Origin of the sequence: Nostoc sp. ChiQUE01b, assembly GCF_034531255.1 — a bacterium.
In the GTDB taxonomy this organism is placed as follows: domain Bacteria; phylum Cyanobacteriota; class Cyanobacteriia; order Cyanobacteriales; family Nostocaceae; genus Nostoc.
Map to the genome: position 1 here is coordinate 103336 of NZ_JAVRBM010000002.1, position 18792 is coordinate 122127.

At 40.5% G+C, this 18792-nt stretch carries 13 protein-coding genes; all 13 read right to left on the reverse strand.

Annotated elements, in window-relative coordinates; translation table 11 throughout:
• Positions 1–36 precede the first annotated feature (36 nt).
• Positions 37–738, reverse strand: a complete 702-nt coding sequence (locus tag RMY63_RS02255) for a hypothetical protein (protein WP_322727131.1) — start codon at positions 736–738, stop codon at positions 37–39.
• Positions 739–1079: 341 nt separating this feature from the next.
• The gene (locus RMY63_RS02260; protein WP_322727132.1) at positions 1080–2534 is read right to left on the reverse strand and encodes a sensor histidine kinase; all 1455 of its coding nucleotides are present in this window, start codon (positions 2532–2534) and stop codon (positions 1080–1082) included.
• 347 nt (positions 2535–2881) lie between these two features.
• Entirely contained in the window at positions 2882–4051 is a 1170-nt protein-coding gene (locus tag RMY63_RS02265; protein ID WP_322727133.1) for an acyltransferase, read from the reverse strand.
• 400 nt (positions 4052–4451) lie between these two features.
• Complete coding sequence (locus RMY63_RS02270; RefSeq protein ID WP_322727134.1) at positions 4452–6575, reverse strand: acylase; 2124 nt, start codon at positions 6573–6575, stop codon at positions 4452–4454.
• 37 nt (positions 6576–6612) lie between these two features.
• Complete coding sequence (locus RMY63_RS02275) at positions 6613–7392, reverse strand: thioesterase II family protein (RefSeq protein ID WP_322727135.1); 780 nt, start codon at positions 7390–7392, stop codon at positions 6613–6615.
• Between the two features lie 75 nt (positions 7393–7467).
• Positions 7468–7695 carry an MbtH family protein gene (locus tag RMY63_RS02280; RefSeq protein WP_322727136.1) on the reverse strand — a complete coding sequence of 76 codons (228 nt, stop codon included), beginning with the start codon at positions 7693–7695 and terminating at the stop codon, positions 7468–7470.
• A gap of 250 nt (positions 7696–7945) precedes the next feature.
• On the reverse strand, positions 7946–8233 hold the full coding sequence (locus RMY63_RS02285; protein WP_322727137.1) for a hypothetical protein: 288 nt from the start codon (positions 8231–8233) through the stop codon (positions 7946–7948).
• Between the two features lie 167 nt (positions 8234–8400).
• On the reverse strand, positions 8401–9372 hold the full coding sequence (locus RMY63_RS02290) for an aldo/keto reductase (RefSeq protein WP_322727138.1): 972 nt from the start codon (positions 9370–9372) through the stop codon (positions 8401–8403).
• A gap of 88 nt (positions 9373–9460) precedes the next feature.
• On the reverse strand, positions 9461–10225 hold the full coding sequence (locus RMY63_RS02295) for a class I SAM-dependent methyltransferase (protein ID WP_322727139.1): 765 nt from the start codon (positions 10223–10225) through the stop codon (positions 9461–9463).
• Between the two features lie 82 nt (positions 10226–10307).
• The gene (locus RMY63_RS02300) at positions 10308–11180 is read right to left on the reverse strand and encodes a TauD/TfdA family dioxygenase (protein WP_322727140.1); all 873 of its coding nucleotides are present in this window, start codon (positions 11178–11180) and stop codon (positions 10308–10310) included.
• A 114-nt stretch (positions 11181–11294) separates the two neighbouring features.
• On the reverse strand, positions 11295–16757 hold the full coding sequence (locus tag RMY63_RS02305) for a beta-ketoacyl synthase N-terminal-like domain-containing protein (protein ID WP_416212481.1): 5463 nt from the start codon (positions 16755–16757) through the stop codon (positions 11295–11297).
• A gap of 195 nt (positions 16758–16952) precedes the next feature.
• On the reverse strand, positions 16953–17708 hold the full coding sequence (locus RMY63_RS02310; protein WP_322727142.1) for a class I SAM-dependent methyltransferase: 756 nt from the start codon (positions 17706–17708) through the stop codon (positions 16953–16955).
• Between the two features lie 308 nt (positions 17709–18016).
• On the reverse strand, positions 18017–18766 hold the full coding sequence (locus RMY63_RS02315; protein WP_322727143.1) for a class I SAM-dependent methyltransferase: 750 nt from the start codon (positions 18764–18766) through the stop codon (positions 18017–18019).
• Between the last annotated feature and the right edge of the window lie 26 nt (positions 18767–18792).

Genomic DNA, 18792 nt, shown 5'->3' on the forward strand with positions numbered 1-18792 from the left:
TAGCCGCGAATTACCTTCGCCCTAGCTCTAAATTAATTAATTCAAGAACACTGAACCATTTCGTTCAATTCTCATTGTACTTCTACCCTGTGTTGCATTGGTGGCTTCCTTAAATGTAACTTCTAAATTTCCTGGCTCTGAAGCAGCTTGTGGAGTCACTATCAACTGTCCGCTATCTTCTCGTTCAAATGTTACTGTTACTGGTACTTTTAGACCTTGCAGTGTTACATCTGACTTACCTTGTAGCGATCGCGGTGCAGTATCGCCAATCACTTGGAAAGTTATATTAGCCGCAGTGTTATTAACTAACTTGATATTAACCGTACCATTAGTAATTGCGATCGTCGCACTGGGGGTTTGCCGTGGTTCTACCAGTGGTTGTTGGTCATTGGAAACCGCAGGTGGTGAAGGCTGTTGAGTTCGATCGCCAGGAACTGGGCGTGGTGTTCTGGTACCTGGTTGTGGTGGTAAGGGAGACACTTGCCCTTCAGCCGGAGGAACTGGTTGTGATGGTGTGACACCTGATTCTGGCGATCCGGGAGCTTGAGAGCGGTTGTAGGGTGGTTCGCTAAAAATGCTCGGACTTGGGTTTAGTGTTGAAGAAGCAGCTCCTGGCTGTTTAACATTGGGAGTAGATTCTTGTGCGAAAGCTTGAGGAATTATTGGCAGACTAATTAGCAATCCCCCACAAAGAGCGCCAAATAACTTGCTAGACTTGCGGAAATTTTGAGACTTCATATTTGTTCTTAACTCCTAAAAAAACTTCAACTTTTTTTCTTACAAAGATTTCTCCAACCGGGAATTAAATTAGTTTTTATCGGTCGTTGAGTACATCTAAATATTTAACAAATGACTCAAATTATCGCATCTAGCTAAGGATACGGAAATAATCTAAAAAAGTTGAAATACTTCATTCTCAAGATTTAAAGTCTTAACCATTGTCATTAAACACATTACATTTGTGTAACAGTCAAATTCAATATAGCGGGATAAAATAACTTTTATCGCTAAGAATTCAAGTCTGATTGAATGGACTAAAATCTAACATCTATCACAGGAAATAAAAATTTATTAGCAAATTAATACTCAAGAGTTAGTGGTAAAGTGATAGTAAAGGTAGTGCCAATTCCTTGGGCACTTTCAACTTGAATATGACCGTGATGATGTTCGACAATAGCTTGAGCGATCGCTAATCCCAATCCTGAACTAGTAGCGCTGGCTATAGCTGTATTCCCCGTCCTATGAGTACGTGCCGGATCTACTCGATAAAAGCGGTCAAACAAGCGTGGTAGCGCTTCGACTGGAATTCCAATTCCAGTATCACTCACCTTAACTTGCAACTGGGCACTGGTGTTACGTAGTCCAGAAACACGATTTATTCCTTCTATCCGCGCCAATTCCACTTTCACTCGTCCACCTGCTGGAGTGTAATGCAAAGCGTTAGCAATTAAATTTGTGAATAGCCGCACCAGTTGATCCCAATTACCTACAAGAGTAAACCAATTTTCCAGTAATTCGGGGCTAGTTTCAGAGATAGGAGGATCAACTAAGTCTAGAGAAAGGGCGATTTCTTTCTCAGGGACTAACAATTGTTGTTCTTCAACCACCTCTATTAGCAAAGCGTCCAACGGACAAGATGAAAAAGTATCTTTGCTAATACCACTATCCTGTCGTGCTAGGAAGAGTAAGTCATTGACTAACTTACCCAAACGCTGCGTTAACCGTTCCACCACCTTTAACTGTTGTCGATATTGCAAAGAAGTAGTCGTTTCTGTCTCTGCTAAATCCAAGTCAGCAAGCGCAACTTGCACATTAGTTTGAATCAAAGTGATAGGACTTCTAAGTTCGTGGGAAGCATCAGCAGTGAATTGTTTAAGACGTTGATAAGATTCACCCACCGGTTCCATTGCTTTACCCGAAAGAAACCAACCACTTGCGCCTACAGAAAGCACCATTAACCCAATACCTAATGCCAAATCAAAAATTAACTGGCGACTAGGTTTAGTAACTTCAAACCAGGGATGACTAACACGCAGATATCCTAATACTTGTCGTCTCACTTCTACGCGTTGGGTGACTTGTCGCAATAAGAGTGGGGAGTTAGGAATTTTAAATTTTGAATTTTCACTCTCTCCCTTGACTACACGCACAGTTTCACCAGTGCGATTGACACGAATGGGAATATTTAGGGGTTCAGATAGCGTTGACCAAAGTAATTTACCAGTTGGACTAAACCATTCTAGGTCGATGTGGTCATCTTCTACAGTGTCGGTATTGTCACCAAAACTGGCTTCTACATTAATGCGAAATTTATCTGCATCAGTATTAATAGGCTCAAATATGAGTGTAGATGCACAACCACTGGTTGTGAGGCAACGCTCCACTATTTCCACTACATGGTTAAGGGTGTCATCAATCCGCTCAATCAGTGTAGTACGAAAGTATAAATAAACACCACTGGCAAACAGTAGCAATAATACAGCAGTGACGGCAGTATACCAAATTGCAAGACGGCGGCGAGTAGCCTGAAACATATTTTCACATAACGGGACTTAAACATTTGTCAGGCAGAAACAAGCCTCAAATCCATACAGGGCAAGGAAAATACACCAAATGCTCAAAAATGCTTGAAACCCAGATATATCAATAAACTAAGCAAAACGATGTGAAAGTCTATCTGCATATAGATTTGAGGCTTTTTTATGGTTACTTTTTGCCACTGCTCGACGATCGCTCTAGCTCCTGCACAATAGAATAATAAGCATTCCAGCAATCCTTTGGGAAGATTTTATTCTTTAAACCACAATTTTTTGGAAATTGGCTCTAGGATATAACGAGTTTAAAAACACGCCCTACCCCAACTTTTGATTATTGACTACAATTAATTCACAGCATCTTTTACCTTGCGTTTTTTCAAAAAATTGGACATAAATGGTCTCTCAAAGATTAAGTAAAACAAATAGGCAATAATTAATGATAGTGGTAGAGCCACCACATACAATACCAATATAAACTTAACTGGTGGCATTTGAAGATTCGAAAGTAAATGTTCTACCACTGTTATTATGACTGCGTGAGTCAGATACAAACTGTAAGAAAATGCTCCTAATGCAATTGCCCAACGAGTTTCAAAAAGCCGTAAAATAAGTGATTTTTTACCTTCAACTACACATTTAGTACAGTAAATTAGTAAACAAGCTGCTGCTAATCCACAAATATAATGGTAAATCCATCTTTCTATTTCTTGATTAATTATCAATGTCATCAGAAAGAAGATAATTACAAATACACTCCAAGGTAACGATTCCCTCATTGCTACTAACTTAGGTTGTTGAGAGAATCCAACATCTGCTGCTGCCATACCCAAAGCAAATAAACCGATAAACCAAGGATGAACTGGCTCCATAAGTTCATTCCAAAGGTAAAATGGTAATAAGCTAATTAAAAAAGTATAAAATAAAGTAGAAAATATGCCAAAACGCCGCCATATAGGTAGCAGAAAAAGTGGAAAAATAAAGTATATCTGCCACTCGATAGCGATACTCCACATAGGTGCATCAATAGATTCAATTGTATCAGAAGTAAAATTTTGAACGAGTAACAGATGAGTTATCACGTCAATCGGAGAAAAGAAAGGATTAAAACCATCTTCAACTTCTGGCAATTGATACCATTGAAAATTGAAAAATTTAATTAGTCCTAATATAATGACTGCTACTAGTAAGGTAAAAACAAGAGCCGCATAGTAAGGAGGTAAAATTCTACGCACTCGCCGTTGAATATAATTCCATAAACCTTCAGAAAGATAAACACTTTGCGAACGGGTTACAGGTAGCATGAGAACGTAACCCGAAAGTACAATGAAAATAACTACAGCAAAAGTTCCATAATTGAGAGTTTTACCTATTAATTGCAAAAATATAGGCACTTGCCCCATGTATCCTGATAGATGATACATGACAACATACAGAGATGCCAATCCACGTAAGCCGTCTAAGTAATGAAGACGCAATCTCTGTTCACCAGATTTACCAGATTTTAACACTTCCATTGGAGAATTTGAGTCATTATTAATTGTGTTAATTCAATAATCAACTTACTTACCAATCAAAGGAGCAGTTGGTTAGAAAACCACGTAATTTTTTACGTATTTTTCGGAAATTACTCTTATCAGATAGTTCAATTTACAAGTGTTTAATTAACACTGCCCTACCCATTAAACTTGGATTTATCAACAGTTCTAACTTCAACCATTGCTTTACGTAGCCACTTCCCCTAATGGGGATAATGTGTATCAATTTCAAGCTTTTGGTTAGTTTCTAGCTCTACACATTACTTTTTGGCAATAGACATCTTGTGAAATTAAATATGCGTTACCCAGAACCCTTGTAGAAACGTACCAGTGCTACGTCTCTACATTCTTTTTCACTTATATCTCTAATGTGTTGACTTCAGAACACCTTGCGCTCTTCTAAATGAGCTAAAATATCTGAGCGTTGACGCCAAACCGAACGCAACTCCTTGCGAGTGAACATCTCTAACTGATCGCCAACATGGGGTGAACCGGGTTGAGTAGCATTGCCGTAGCTAATGAGTGCCATCGCCTTTACTGGCTGAGAAAATTCAATGGCTGCGACGAACGAATCACCACTAACTGCTTGGAAGCGATTTTGCGATGCTGGAGCAAAATTAAGAACGCGGAAAAGACCGAGACGTCCAACGCCACCATTAGCAGGCAAATCCTTATTCTTTACCACCAGCCGAAAAACGTCCCCCCATGCTACATTTAGTGCCCCGTATGCCTTTTCAACTTTGGCAGCAACATCTTCTAGTGTTGCGACTGCACTCGCTGGATCGGCTAAACCGTCTGGCGTGGTGAGTGGGGATTTTTCATTCCAAGGTTTGCTAAACCCTTTATCCCAGTTCATCTGTTCTACCCAAGCGGCAAAGAGTACCGCACCCTTGCTATCTGCATTGGCTTGCCGATCCCAGGCTTCTAGGGTATCAGCAGCTAGTCGCGCTAAGGAACTTCCTTGCTTGCGTGCTGCCGGAATTAAGTCATCCAAGATGCGATCCGCTAGTTCCATCCGGGTTGAATGTTTGTATTGCACCATCTCATCAAAGGAAATTTTGTTATCCTCAGAGAGCATTTTTAGAGAACGCTCTGTCCGAAAATTCGCAGGAAAATACGGTGAACGAGGTGCCATGTAAGAAGGGTAATTATCTGCTTTAATAGCAGCAGGTAACGTCGTTGTCCAAGGTGGGTCGTTGGTATTTTGTAACCATCCGCTTTTCGGGTTAATAATGCGTGGTAAATCTTTATAAGGATGGATTTTTGTCCATAATGTTTTGGAAGTATCACCAGGAATAATCCCTTCCCAGTATTCAAAATTACCTTGAGAACGAACTGGAACATTACCGTTGAACAGGTGCATGATATTCCCATTTCTATCTGCATACATCACCGTGAACATTGGCAGTTGCAAGCGTTGGAGTACGGTTTGAAATTGTTTCAGGTTTTGGGAACGTGCCATATCCCACCACTGTTCAAGTACCTTTGGTCGATCAAGGCCGACAACCCGTAGTGCTATAGCTTTACCGTCTTTCTCTGTCAGCACTGGCCCGTGGATAGAACGTTTGACAACTAGAGATTGGTTGCGGATTGTACCGTCTTTTTGTTTTACCTTCAAGGAAAGGGTTGTGGTCTCGAAGGGACGAACTTTGCCATCGAAGCGATAACCATTGTCAACTAATTTGAGTTTGTAAGCATCCCAGCCATCGAAAGTGTTGACGGTATGAGTCCAGCCCAAATTATTGTTAAATGCGATCGCCAATACAGGAATTCCTACAAGTGTTGCTCCGTAAGCATCAATACCTGGAGCAGTCACTTGGGCTTCGTACCATAAGAATAAATCCCCCCAAAGCAAGTGTGGATTTGCAAGCAGCATCGCTTTACCACTCGCAGAATGTGATGGAGCGATCGCCCAACCATTAGACCCTGCTTTTGGCTCCTTTGAAATATCGCCTGCAACACTTGCTGCAACGTCTTCTGGGTTAGCAATAAAAGTAAAATGCAGAACTCGGTGTAAGTGAGCCAGAACATCTTCTGGTTTGACTGGTAACACTACCTCTACTTCATCATCAATCAGTTCGCCATGCTCCCGAGCATAAGCATTAATTCCAGCAACAAAGGCTTTTAGGTAGCTACGAAAAGCTGGACTTTGGGAAGTGTACCAAGAACGAGCGCGTTCTGGAACTCCCATAGTCTGTACCCAACGGTCTGATTCTAAATATTTCTCTCCCCAATATTCGGCAGCACGTCCACGTGCTTGACCATAAAGACGCAAAAGCAAGTTACCATGACTTTGCATCTGTGCCCAACCGAAAGCTTGAAATGCACTTGGGACATCCTTGCCATATATGTGAGGTATGCCATAGGTATCCCAAAGTATTTCAGTGGATTTTGTGACCTGTGCAGGAGTGTAGCTTCCAACAACGAGAGTAAATAAAATACCAAGTATAAAAGCTAAAAGTCGAAATAATTTTTTTTTGAAACCTTTATGTAAATAGCTCATAATCACCTGGTTTAGATTTCAGAAGTGAGGCAAAGGATTAAGGGAGCAACTGTATCTCGTTGGTAATTTGCCACAATTCTTGAGACAAAGACTCTAGCAGGAGTGATTGGGCTGAGTGCAGGAAAAAATGGTTCCCAGGAAACATTTGTAGTAAGAACGCAGCATTTGTCTGTTCCCGCCAAGCTTGGAGTTCATCGTAACTAACCTTGTGATCCTGTAAACCACCAAAAGCAGTGATCGGGCAGTTAAGTGGTGATTCGGTAGTGTACAAATAAGTTTCCAGAACTGCAAAGTCTGCTCGAAGAATCGGAACAAGAAGTTGCATCAGTTCGGCGTTTTCCAGCACTGCCTCAGGAGTCCCATTGAGACGGCGTAGTTCTTCTTTGAAAGCAGGTTCGCCCAGAGCATGGATGGGTGGATTTGGATCGGGAATTTGCGGAGCGTGGCGACCCGAAACAAACAAGTGTACAGGTGACAAACTGTACTGTTTGCGAAGTAAACGGGCTAGCTCAAAGCTGACGAGCGCTCCCATACTATGGCCAAAGAAGGCGAATGGTTTATCTAAATATGGAATGAGAACTGGAGCGATCGCACTGATAAGGGGTTCTAACTGCGAGAATAGGGCTGTCCTCATTTGCATACCTCGTCCCGGTAGTTCGATGGGACAAACTTCGACAGTTGTGGGTAGACTGTTTAACCATGTGCGAAAAACGAGAGAACTACCACCTGCATAAGGGAAGCAGAATAAACGCAGCGAAGCTTGAGTATTTGGCTTGGGGCAGGTAACGCAAAAGTTAAATGTTGGTGTAGTTGTCATGAATAAAACAGCTCTACAGACCGTCTTTGGTAGGCATTCTTCCTTGTAGTTAAAACCTCTTACTAATCGGTAGCGTTATGTCTGGCTATGAGCCACTTCTTCCATCTTCTTCCTTAAACTGAGTGGTCTCATGTCCGTCCAAACTTGTTTGATGTACTCAAGACATTCTGCCTTTAGACCACTATGACCTGCATCTCGCCAGCCAAGAGGGTTTTCTCGCTCAATAGGCCAAATGGAATACTGTTCTTCATGATTGACTACCACTTTGTAAATCGTCATGTCTTCTTTGTCATCTTGATACATAATTTATCTCCTGCGATTTGTCTTGCACGACGTCAAACTTAGTTCTTGTATAGCAATCCGATTTGATTCGGTGAATTACTCGTAGAGACTGGGGACTGGGGAAGGTGGGCCCCTGAAGGGGATAAGGGGTAATAGGGACTGGGAAGAAGGAAGAAAGGTGTACTGAGTTTTTTCACGCAATCAAAATATGAGTCCTATATTCTTATTCTCTCATTTTATGACTCACCTCTTTTCTGAACCTGCTGATGCTTTAACCAACTGGAATATCGAATAAAAGTGTATTTTTACAGAACTTTTGCCATTCAGATGTTACATTGTCAAAAATGATATTTTCATCCTGAAAAATACTATCTGTGACTACATAGTTTTCTTGCAGATAAAGAAAGTCGTCATCAGTTAGGTTTCGATTTATTTCAACTTCCTTACGGTCGATTTGTTTCTTTTCTTTTCTGCTATTTTCAGCATGTTCTGTCCACTGATTGAACTGACGTAATTTTTTCAGAGAGTAAGCTTTACAGTATTTTCCCATTGTTGCCATAGTGATACCTCTGTTTATATTCTTTTGCATGAGTTGGTCTATTTACCTTTGATAGGTATTTTCGTAAACTGACTGCAAGATTGAAGGTTGCATATATTTCACAGTCTTGATTTTATATAAACGAGGTCTACCATCTAATGAATTAGCTTTCCCCAAATTCTGTACCTCTAGTCAAGCCCAAAAATAGCACGAGGCTTGTATGGCTGCTCTAGCAAGGTGCGATCGTCGTTATCCATAACCAAATCTAATGTAGCTACAGCTTCTTCTAGGTGCTTTATCTTTGTCGCACCAATGATAGGAGCAGTAACACTTGGTTGGTGTAGAAGCCAAGCTAGAGAAATCTGGGCAGCAGATACACCGCGTTGCTTTGCTATATCTATAACTCGGTCAACTATTTCAAAATCAAACTCTTCATAGTCGAGTTGATAATCGGTTCTAGCACGAATCGTCTTACCGGAACTATGGCGAGGCTGATTACCAGCCAGAAAGCCTCGTGCAATAGGACTCCACGGAATCACCGCGATCCCCTCAGTTTGACACAAGGGCAGCATCTCTCGCTCTTCTTCCCGATAAATCAAGTTGTAAAGATTCTGCATGGAAACAAAACGAGTCCAACCATGCATATCAGCCAAGTAAAGCGCTTTAGCAAACTGCCAAGCGTACATGCTGGAAGCCCCGATGTAACGAGCCTTACCTGCCTTCACAATATCATGTAATGCCGCAAGAGTTTCCTCAATCGGTGTCTCGTAGTCCCAGCGATGAATCTGATAGATATCTACATAATCTGTCTGTAACCGTCGTAACGAGGCATCAATACTGTCCATGATGTGCTTACGGGACAAGCCTTTGTCATTGGGACTATCCCCCATCGGATAGTAGACCTTGGTGGCAATAATAACATGCTCTCTTTTAGCAAAGTCTTTGAGCGATCGCCCAAGGATCTGTTCGCTAACTCCCTGCGAGTACATATCAGCAGTGTCAAAGAAATTAATTCCCAACTCTAGGGCTTTTTGGATGAACGGACGACTCGCTTCTTCTGGAAGTATCCATTCTTCCCATTCAGGGCTACCGTAACTTAGAGTGCCGAGGCATAAACGCGAAACTTTCAATCCAGTTTTACCAAAATTGACATATTTCATACGAGAAAAATACGGAGTATTGGAAAATATATTGTCCAAAAATTTAGCATTTATTTTAAAGAAAAACGTACTGATAAATTCATTTAACTTAGCTAGTTTTACGACAAACAAAACAGACCATATCAACCTCTGAAATTAATCCTAAATCAAGTTTTAAATCATAGATAATAACTTCTGTAAAGCCGACACTTTTTAGAGCTGACTGGACTTCAGATTGAGAATAACCAACAACTGAGAAACTACTGTCTAGGCGTTTCCAACAATCTCTTTTTCTTAATTGAAAAGTTGTTACAAAAACTTGACATTCTTTGGTTTCTGGATAATAAATATTTTTCATTGCCCAAGCATAATCATCTTTAATATCACCTAATATACGACCGTTCAAATTAGAATTATATGCTTCTTCTAGACGTAAGTCGAATACAAATATACCGTTGCTATGAAGTGCGCTGTATACATTATGGAAAGTACCTGTTAATTCTGACAAATTCAGAATGTGATTGAAACCCAAACCCATTGAAGCAACTGCATGGAAAGTAGGCGGTAATTCAAAGAAACGCACATCACCAAGAATCAATTTACAATTAGGTGCATTCTTACGAGCATATTCCAACATTCTCTGAGAGCGATCGATTCCAGTCACCTGATAACCTTTATTTAGCAGCCATTGTGACAGTTCCCCTGTCCCACAACAGAGGTCAAGAATATTCGCTCCTTCAGGAATGTAAGGTAATAGTAATTTTTCCAAGGTTGGGAAGGCTATTTTGTTGTAACTTGGCCCCAAAGTCTCGTTATATATTCGGGCAAATGGTTCATCAAATTTGTTATAGCTAGTTGCTGAAGACGAAGACATAAAAGATTTTTCCTTGCTTCACGATTAATGAAAAATAATGGTCTACTCGCGTTGATATACAAGTAAAATGTGAAACAATTTATCAAAACTTCAGGTTACTTAAGGTAGTAAAAACTTGCCGTCGGTTATCGGTAAATGCTTTACGACCGTGTAGAAATCTTGAATTATCCATCATTACCAGATCGCCTGCTTCCCACGGGATATTTTCTGTTAACTTGTCGAAAATTGTCTCTATTTCATCAGCAACTTCATCAGAAGCTCTTGAACCGTCATCAAAAATTGCTTCTTCTGTCTTTTTCTGATATACCCAAAAGTGATTGGCAAATGCATTTTGATGATTATATTTGTTTTTAACTACAGATGAACACGTATATTCTACAGAAACAGTTTTATCATCGTTAAACTCATAACTTACCCCATCAAAACTGTCCAATCTTCGCTTGATATCATCTATAGTATTAGCATCTGAACCTATTATTCCTTTCAATATATCAACCGGAACATTTTTATAAGAAAACTTTAGTTGCTTGGAAAGAAATAACTGTTTCGATTCTTGACTCAGTTCCTCCCAGACTCGGACACCATCCCAGAATAAAGTTTCACCTTCTTGTTCGGCTGGTACAGTACAGCAAAACCAAATAACATCAGGTCGAAAGGGAAAACAAGAGTTTTCGCAATGAGGAATCAGACCATCCATCCCGCCATCTACAAAATTAACAAACTTGTCAGAATCAATGCTGACTTTTGTAAAGTCTATAATGTGTTTACCACTAAATTGTTCTGAAAAATCTTTCATCTGCTTGGGAGTTACTCCAAAACCTCGAAAGAGAATAACTCCAGATGACTTGAATATCTCCATAGTCTTTGCTACAGAGAGGTCAAGAATATTTTGGTAATGACTATTGTATAGTATCTTTCCTGTGCTAGTGCCTAGTGCTTCGATTTTACTGAACATATAATTCATCTCTCTGGTTTTTAGGGATTTTCTATTCATTTTGCTAAGAAAATATTACTTCTAGACTAAAAATAAAAAATATCGAATCTAAAAAAATATTATTTATATTCTTTACTAATCCTCATTCTGTTTCCTTGTTTTCTGATTGATAAAAATATTCAAATACTCTAAAATAGTCTGGATATGAGGCTTAGTAATGATTGTGTAATGATTGCTAGGGATAGGAATTATCTCTATCGGCTTGCCTGAAAGTCCAGCCCAAATTAAACTTGGATTAGAAAATTCATTAGATACTTCATCACTAGCTTGAAAGTATATAATTTTGTTTGGATAAACTTCTGGCACATAACTCTGTAGAGCTAGTACGTTACTCTTAAAAACATTCAGAAGACAACGAAGCTGTTCTAGTTCAAAATCCAAAGGTACGAGGTTAACTATCCTTGCCTGTTCTAAAAAATAGTTCAATTGTTGGTCTTGCGTCAGTCCTTGAAGTTGCTCAACTGAACCCGATAGGTTTTTTCTAGCAGACTGTGCCATATCTGTGGCAAAATCGACTAATATTTTGACATCGTTGTAGTCATCAATCTCTGCAATTTGTTCGCTATTAACTGGTGCTGGGCTGTCTAGCATAGCAAGCATGTCAACGCGATCGCCTTTTCTTAGTAACTGAGTTGCCATTTCAAAAGCGACAATACCGCCCATAGACCAACCTCCAAGAAAATATGGGCCATGCGGCTGAATCTCGCGTAGTGCTTCAATATACTTAGCTGCCATATCTTCTATGCGGGTATAAGGTTCACATTCCCCATTCAAACCTAGTGCTTGCAGTCCGTAGAATGGTTGATCTGAACCCAAATGAAGTGACAATTCGTAGTAGCAGAGAATATTTCCACCTACTGGATGCACAAAAAACAGAGGTGGCTTGGAACCCTGAGGTTGAATTGCGACTAAAGGAGACGAGGTTTGGTAATTAGCCTGCTCGTGTAGAATATTCGCTAACTGTTTGATAGTTGGACTCTGGAAAATGGCAGATAATTGGATATTTTTACCAAATTGTTTATTAATTTTTGCTATTAGGTGTACAGCTAAAAGCGAGTGTCCCCCAAGCTCAAAAAAGTCATCGTTTATGCCTAAGCGCTCAATAGAAAGAATTTCTTGCCAGATATTAGCAAGGGTTTTTTCAATATGAGTGCGAGGAGCTACATAATCATTTCCCAGATTGGGGCGGGGATGGAGTATTCTGGCAAGACTTGTTGAAGCTAATTTCTCTTTTATGTCCCCAGCAAAAGAGGTCTGCTCAACATCACCTAAAGATTCTAAGTTCAGCCATTGGTCAAACCTAGCTTGTAAATCTCCTGTGGAGAGAACAACTTGAGTTATTTTATCACTTGTTAAAATACGTTGAAAAGCTTTTATACCTTCTTCTGGTGTGATAAACAATTCAGCTAGTGTTGTTCTACTGGCTGTATTTTTTTCTTCTTCAAGTTGCCAGCGTTCGCAATTAACACTAATCCAGGGGATGGAATTTGTTTGATTTTGTTTTAGAGCAAAAATATCCATAAAAATGTTCGCTGCTGAATAAGCGATATATCTTAATCCTCCCAAAATAGATGATAAAGAAGATATCAACAAATAAAAATCAAGTTGTCTCCCCTGCAAAACTTTTTCTAGTACGAATAGTCCATTAGCTTTTGATTTAAATTGATACTGGCAATTAGGTTGAGAAGTTTCTTGAACAGATTTTTGTGAGTTGTCGTCCAGAATCTCTGGTGCGTAAATAACACCATGTATGTCGCCAAAATACTCCGTGATAGAGGCGATCGCTATGAGCATCTGTTCAAAGTTGGTCACATCTGCACTCAAAACTAAAACCTCGGCTCCTAACTTCTCTAATGCCTGCAATTTCCTGATTTTGCAGCTCACCTCATCCCGATCATCATGAGTTTTCAGCCACCCGAACCACTCAGCTTTTTCTGGAAGATTCTTCTGTCCAATCAACACCAGTTTTGCCTGCACTGTCTGAGCTAGAGACTCTGCTAGTATCAGTCCAATATTTCCCAGACCCTCAGTAATTAAGTAGACTCCGCCGTTGCGTAATCTTGATGTTTTTCCCTTAGCTTCTGGCAATCGTACTGGCTCAAAAGTTTGCACCCAACGATTCAGACCACGGTAGGCTATAACCAACTCTGAGGATTTAGTTTGTAGCTCGTCCAGCAAATAATCTACAAGTTTCTCCTCTTGCCAACTTCCTTGCTTTGGAACAGCAACATCAATGCTACGACAGCTGATGTTTGAGTATTCTTGAGGAATGACTTTAACAGGCCCAAGTATAGTCGCTTTCTCTGGACACAGCATTTCTTCTGCTGTGACTGACTGTATATTATTCGAGACAACTGTGATTTGAAACTTATCAGTCCAATTCTGTTTTCCAAGTGCCTGAGTGAGAAACAATAGGCTGTAGAATCCCAAATATTGAGCGCTATCAAACCATTCAAGTTCTGATTCTGGGCGGTAGTCTGGTGTGACACTCCATAAATGAATAATTGTCTTAGGGATCTTGTTTTGTGCTAGAAGTTCATTGAGCAAGGCATCGTAATCATTACTTTGTCGAGGATTGAGGGTATATAGGCGATCGCTTAGTTTGGAGAATTCTGACCCGATCTGGATTGCGATCGCATCTTGTCCCTGCTGTTCGAGTCGTTTTACCATTTGAGAACCCAAGCCGCACTCATCAATAAACACAAGCGTGCAAGACTTTTGCTCTCCTAAGTCTCCTGTACCGAGCAGCCCTGGAGGTGTAGATTGCTTCCAAAAAGGTAGGTAAAACCAGTCAGCAATATCCAGTTTTTTACTCAATGACACTTCCGTAGCGCGGACATCGCGTGGCTGTGCTTGTGGCGAAATCCAGTAACGCTGACGCTCAAATGGATATGTTGGAAGAGGGATGCGATGACGCTGTTCGTTCGCGTAAAAGCTAGACCAGTTTACTTGAACTCCAAAAAGCCAGAGACGACCTAAAGTATTGAGTAGAAATGCTACATCTGACTGTTGCTGCTGGGGATGACGGATTGAAGTCAGCACCACAAGTTCCAAATTATCATGCTGTTTGGCGAAGGTACTCAATGTCCGTCCTGGGCCAACCTCTAGCAAGATTCGCTCTGATTGTTTAAGTAATTCAGTCATCCCTTCGCCAAAGCGCACAGTTTGCCGTAGATGCTTTGCCCAATAATTAGGGTCTGTTGCCTGTGCTGTGGTAATCCAAGTGCCACTTACGTTAGAGATAAATGGAATTTGGGGAGGATTTCGCTTGACTTTTTGTAATAACTTTGTAAATGGCTCAATGATGGAATCCATCATCTGAGAATGAAAGGCATGGGATGTATGCAACTTTCGACAGCCTATGTCTTTCTCCAGCAGTTGCTGCTGCAATTTATCGATCGCATCTGTCGAACCAGAAACAACACATAATGAAGGACTATTGATTCCCGCAAGAGAAAGCTCTTTTGGCAGCAGGGGTTGCACCTGTTGTTCGGAAAGTTGCACAGAGAGCATAGCACCTGTTGGAACTTGCTGCATCAGTCGTCCTCTAGCAGCTACCAGCGCTAAAGCATCTTTGAGGGAGAAAACCCCGGAAAGAGTTGCTGCCACATATTCCCCAATGCTGTGACCAATCATCGCTTCTGGTAGCACACCCCAAGACATCCACAATTTGGACAAAGCGTACTCAATGACAAATAGCGCACTTTGGGTAATAGAAGTTTGTTTTAATTGCTCTGTAGCTATTTGGGTTTGGGCTTCACTGGGATAGAGAATATCTCGTAAATCCAGCCCTAAGTGAGATTTTAGTATCAAAGAGCAGCGATCGACTTCCTCAGTAAATTTGGGTTCGCTGTAGTACAACTCCCGACCCATATTCACATACTGCGCTCCCTGTCCAGGAAACATAAATACAGTGGGTCGATTACAGGGCTGTTGGTAGTGGGTAAAAACTCGTTGAGCTTCCAGAGTATGCAGTGCCTCAACTGCATCATCAAGATCATCACACACCAGTATCCGGCGATGGTTAAAAGTCTGACGACCAACTTGGAGAGTGTAAGCCACATCAGCCAGGTTGATATCGAGATGCTGCTTGAGATGATTTGTCAGATTTACTGTGGCGGTTTCTAAAGCAGACTCCGTTTTCGCAGAAAGAACCAACAACTGATATTTCCTCCCCTGCCCCCCCTGCTCCCCCTGCTCCCCCTGCTCTCCCACCGGGGCCTCTTCTACAATCACATGAGCATTGGTTCCACCAAAACCAAGAGAAGTAATTCCAGCCCGGCGAGGAATTCTGTCCGATTTCCATTCCGCCAGTGTGGTATTAACATAAAAGGGACTGTTGGCAAAGTCGATCTGGGGATTGGGCTGCTCACAATGTAAGCTAGGTGGTATTTGTTTATGTTTGAGAGCCAGAATCGTCTTAATTAAGCCCGCGATCCCAGCAGCTGCATCCAAATGCCCAACATTGGTTTTGACTGAACCAATAGCACAGAAACCACGCTTGAGTGTACTGGTACGAAAAGCTTTTGTCAGAGCTTTAATTTCTATCGGATCGCCTAATGGTGTTCCTGTCCCGTGTGCTTCTAGGTAAGTGATAGTCTCGGCTTCTACCCCAGCAGCGGCTATGGCTTCTGCAATCACCTCCGTTTGACCTTCGACGCTCGGAGCTGTGAATCCAGCTTTCAAAGAACCGTCATTATTGACAGCAGAGCCTTTAATTATTGCATGAATGCGATCGCCATCAGCAAGAGCATCTTTTAACCTCTTGAGAACCACAATTCCGACACCACTACCGAAAATAGTTCCCTTTGCTTTAGCATCAAAGGCGCGGCAGTGTCCATCAGGAGACAAAACCCCATTTTCTTGATAGAGATAGCCACCTTTTGGCTGCATATCCAATATCGAAATGCCACCCGCCAAGGCCAGATCACATTCGTAATTAAGCAAGCTTTGGCAGGCAACATGGACGGCAACTAAAGAAGTAGAACAGGAAGTTTGGACTGCATAACTTGGGCCAGTTAAATTTAATTTAAAAGAGACGCGCATGGGAAGATAATCGGGATGATTTCCCAGACTAATTTCCACATCGCTTGCCAACTCTCTAATGTTGGGGTTTGAATAAAGATTGAACAAATAGTTACTTATAGTTGAACCAGCGTAAACTCCTATTGAACCAGAGTATCTTTGAGGATCATAACCAGCATTTTCAAGTGCAACATACGCACACTCCAAAAAAATGCGGTGTTGGGGATCCATAATTTCAGCATCTCTAGGGTTATAGCCGAAGAATGACGCGTCAAACAAATCTATATGTTCTAGTGGAACTGCTGCTTTTACATAGTTGGGGTCACTAAGCGTAGCAGAGTCTATACCCGCAGACTCTAATTCTTGAGCAGAAAAAAATGAAATTGATTCTACTCCGTCTCGCAGATTCTGCCAAAATTCTTCAATATTCCTCGCTCTGGGAAACCGCCCAGATAGACCGATAACAGCTATGTCGGCTTCATCTACTTGATGAAAATTGTTTAATTTATTCATCATATGCAATTTTCTTATTTCATAAATCATTTAGGATTGTTATATAGCAATCCTAAATGATATCTAAACAAATCTGTTCCCTGCCTCTACGAGTAGTTTGTAAATCAAATAGGATTGCTATAGTTTCATTGGGTTACAAAATAGAGAAACAATGCACTTGATAGTATAGTGTTTCATAACTGTGTCGTTTTTTCTCTATATACTTAGAGTTTTACGACACACAAAGAAATTTCTTCCAGCAGCTCCATCTACTCCTAAATCATGTTCTTCATCATAACTTCTAACTTCCGTAAAACCTACGCTTTCTAAGGCTACTTCGATTTCCGTTGAGGAGTAAGCCTTTCTTTGCAAAGTTAAGTCTGAACGCTGCCATGCTCCGTTAATCATTTGAAATTGAGTATAACTTTCTCGAATCAATTTTTCTTTTGTGTCATAGAGCAAACGCTCAATGTAAGCAAAGTCATCTTTAACATCACCAAGATAATTTGTGTTAATAAATGACTGGTGACATTCTTCTGATTCCAATTCAAATGCAAAGAATCCGTTCTCTAGTAGTGATGCATACACATTGTGAAAGACATTTTTCAATTCCTCAATACTTATGACATAGCTGAGAGAATCACCTATCGACACAGCTGCATGGAAAGTAGGTGACAATTTAAAGTAGCGTGCGTCATCCAAGATAAATTTAGCACCAAGTGCATTCTCACGAGCATACCGCAGCATTACCTCTGAGCCATCAAGTCCAGTTACTTGATAACCTTTTTTGAGAAGTAATTGTACTAGTTCTCCTCTTCCACAACAAAGGTCAAAAATGTGCGCTCCTTTAGGAAGGTATTGTAAAATCAATTCTTCTAACTTCGTCAGATAAGTTTCGTACGCTTTTTCGCTGTAGGATCTGTACACATGTTCAATTGTATCATAATTGGAAAAGCGATTTTCTAAATACATAAGTTGTTGAACTCCGTTAAATTGTTAATTATTTTCTCAATAATGCTAGTGGTGAATTATTTTGTTTATTCGTTTTTACTCTTAAGAGCAATGTACTGGTACGAAAAGCTTTTCTTAGAGTTTTTTTACATAGTTTGGTTTTATTGTGCTAACCTGCTTACCCGCGAATTAACCTATACATTTGATAAATCAATTGTTAAAACCTAAGTAGAAAGGCGCAAATAAACATAACTATGTCAAGAAAGATGAAGTAGACTCAAACCCTCTTCTTTCCTATCTCCATTTACAGATATGTCTGTAAAAATCAATTAGGGTTTACGACAAACAAAGCAAGCTATTCCAGGAGATCTGTCTACTCCTAAATCACGTTCTTCGTCATAAATACTAATTTCTGTAAAGCCTACCTTTTCTAAAACAGACTGAACTTCTGTTTGAGAATAAGCTTTCGATAGAAAGGTCACGTCTGAACGATGCCATTCCTCCTTGATTAATTGGAATTTAGTAAAGTTTTCTTGAGCTACTTTTTTTTGTGGATCGTATGTATAACGCTCAATCCAAGCAAAATCATTTTCAACATCACCTCTACTAGTAGGAACACTCATACTTGATGTATAGTATTCTTCCAACTTCAATTCAAATACAAATAAACCGTTTCTTAACAGTGCTACATACAAGTTGCGAAAAACGCTTTCCAGTTCCTCAATACTTATAATATCGTTTAAGGAGTTGCCTATAAAAACAACAGCATGAAAAGTGGGTGGTAATTTGAAGTAGCGAGCGTCATCTAGGATAAATTCAGCGCTAGGTGCATTCTCACGAGCACAGCGTAGCATTACCTCTGAGCCATCAAGTCCAGTTACTTGATATCCTTTTTTGATCAGCAGTTGTGCTAGTTCACCTCTACCACAACAAAAGTCAAAAATGTGCGCTCCTTTCGGGAGGTGTTGTAGAATCAATTTCTCTAACTCCTCCAGATAAATTTCGTATAGTTCTTTACGAGCAGGGAGGTAAATACGCTCAATTGCATCATAATCTGAAAAGCGATTTTCTGAAGACATAAGCTGTTGAACTCCGTTAATTTATT

What these genes read in the sequence shown, in the direction of transcription:
- RMY63_RS02255 (WP_322727131.1), bottom strand. Translation starts at nt 738, where the DNA reads ATGAAGTCTCAAAATTTCCGCAAGTCTAGCAAGTTATTTGGCGCTCTT.
- RMY63_RS02260 (WP_322727132.1), bottom strand. Translation starts at nt 2,534, where the DNA reads ATGTTTCAGGCTACTCGCCGCCGTCTTGCAATTTGGTATACTGCCGTC.
- RMY63_RS02265 (WP_322727133.1), bottom strand. Translation starts at nt 4,051, where the DNA reads ATGGAAGTGTTAAAATCTGGTAAATCTGGTGAACAGAGATTGCGTCTT.
- RMY63_RS02270 (WP_322727134.1), bottom strand. Translation starts at nt 6,575, where the DNA reads ATGAGCTATTTACATAAAGGTTTCAAAAAAAAATTATTTCGACTTTTA.
- RMY63_RS02275 (WP_322727135.1), bottom strand. Translation starts at nt 7,392, where the DNA reads ATGACAACTACACCAACATTTAACTTTTGCGTTACCTGCCCCAAGCCA.
- RMY63_RS02280 (WP_322727136.1), bottom strand. Translation starts at nt 7,695, where the DNA reads ATGTATCAAGATGACAAAGAAGACATGACGATTTACAAAGTGGTAGTC.
- RMY63_RS02285 (WP_322727137.1), bottom strand. Translation starts at nt 8,233, where the DNA reads ATGGCAACAATGGGAAAATACTGTAAAGCTTACTCTCTGAAAAAATTA.
- RMY63_RS02290 (WP_322727138.1), bottom strand. Translation starts at nt 9,372, where the DNA reads ATGAAATATGTCAATTTTGGTAAAACTGGATTGAAAGTTTCGCGTTTA.
- RMY63_RS02295 (WP_322727139.1), bottom strand. Translation starts at nt 10,225, where the DNA reads ATGTCTTCGTCTTCAGCAACTAGCTATAACAAATTTGATGAACCATTT.
- RMY63_RS02300 (WP_322727140.1), bottom strand. Translation starts at nt 11,180, where the DNA reads ATGTTCAGTAAAATCGAAGCACTAGGCACTAGCACAGGAAAGATACTA.
- RMY63_RS02305 (WP_416212481.1), bottom strand. Translation starts at nt 16,757, where the DNA reads ATGAATAAATTAAACAATTTTCATCAAGTAGATGAAGCCGACATAGCT.
- RMY63_RS02310 (WP_322727142.1), bottom strand. Translation starts at nt 17,708, where the DNA reads ATGTATTTAGAAAATCGCTTTTCCAATTATGATACAATTGAACATGTG.
- RMY63_RS02315 (WP_322727143.1), bottom strand. Translation starts at nt 18,766, where the DNA reads ATGTCTTCAGAAAATCGCTTTTCAGATTATGATGCAATTGAGCGTATT.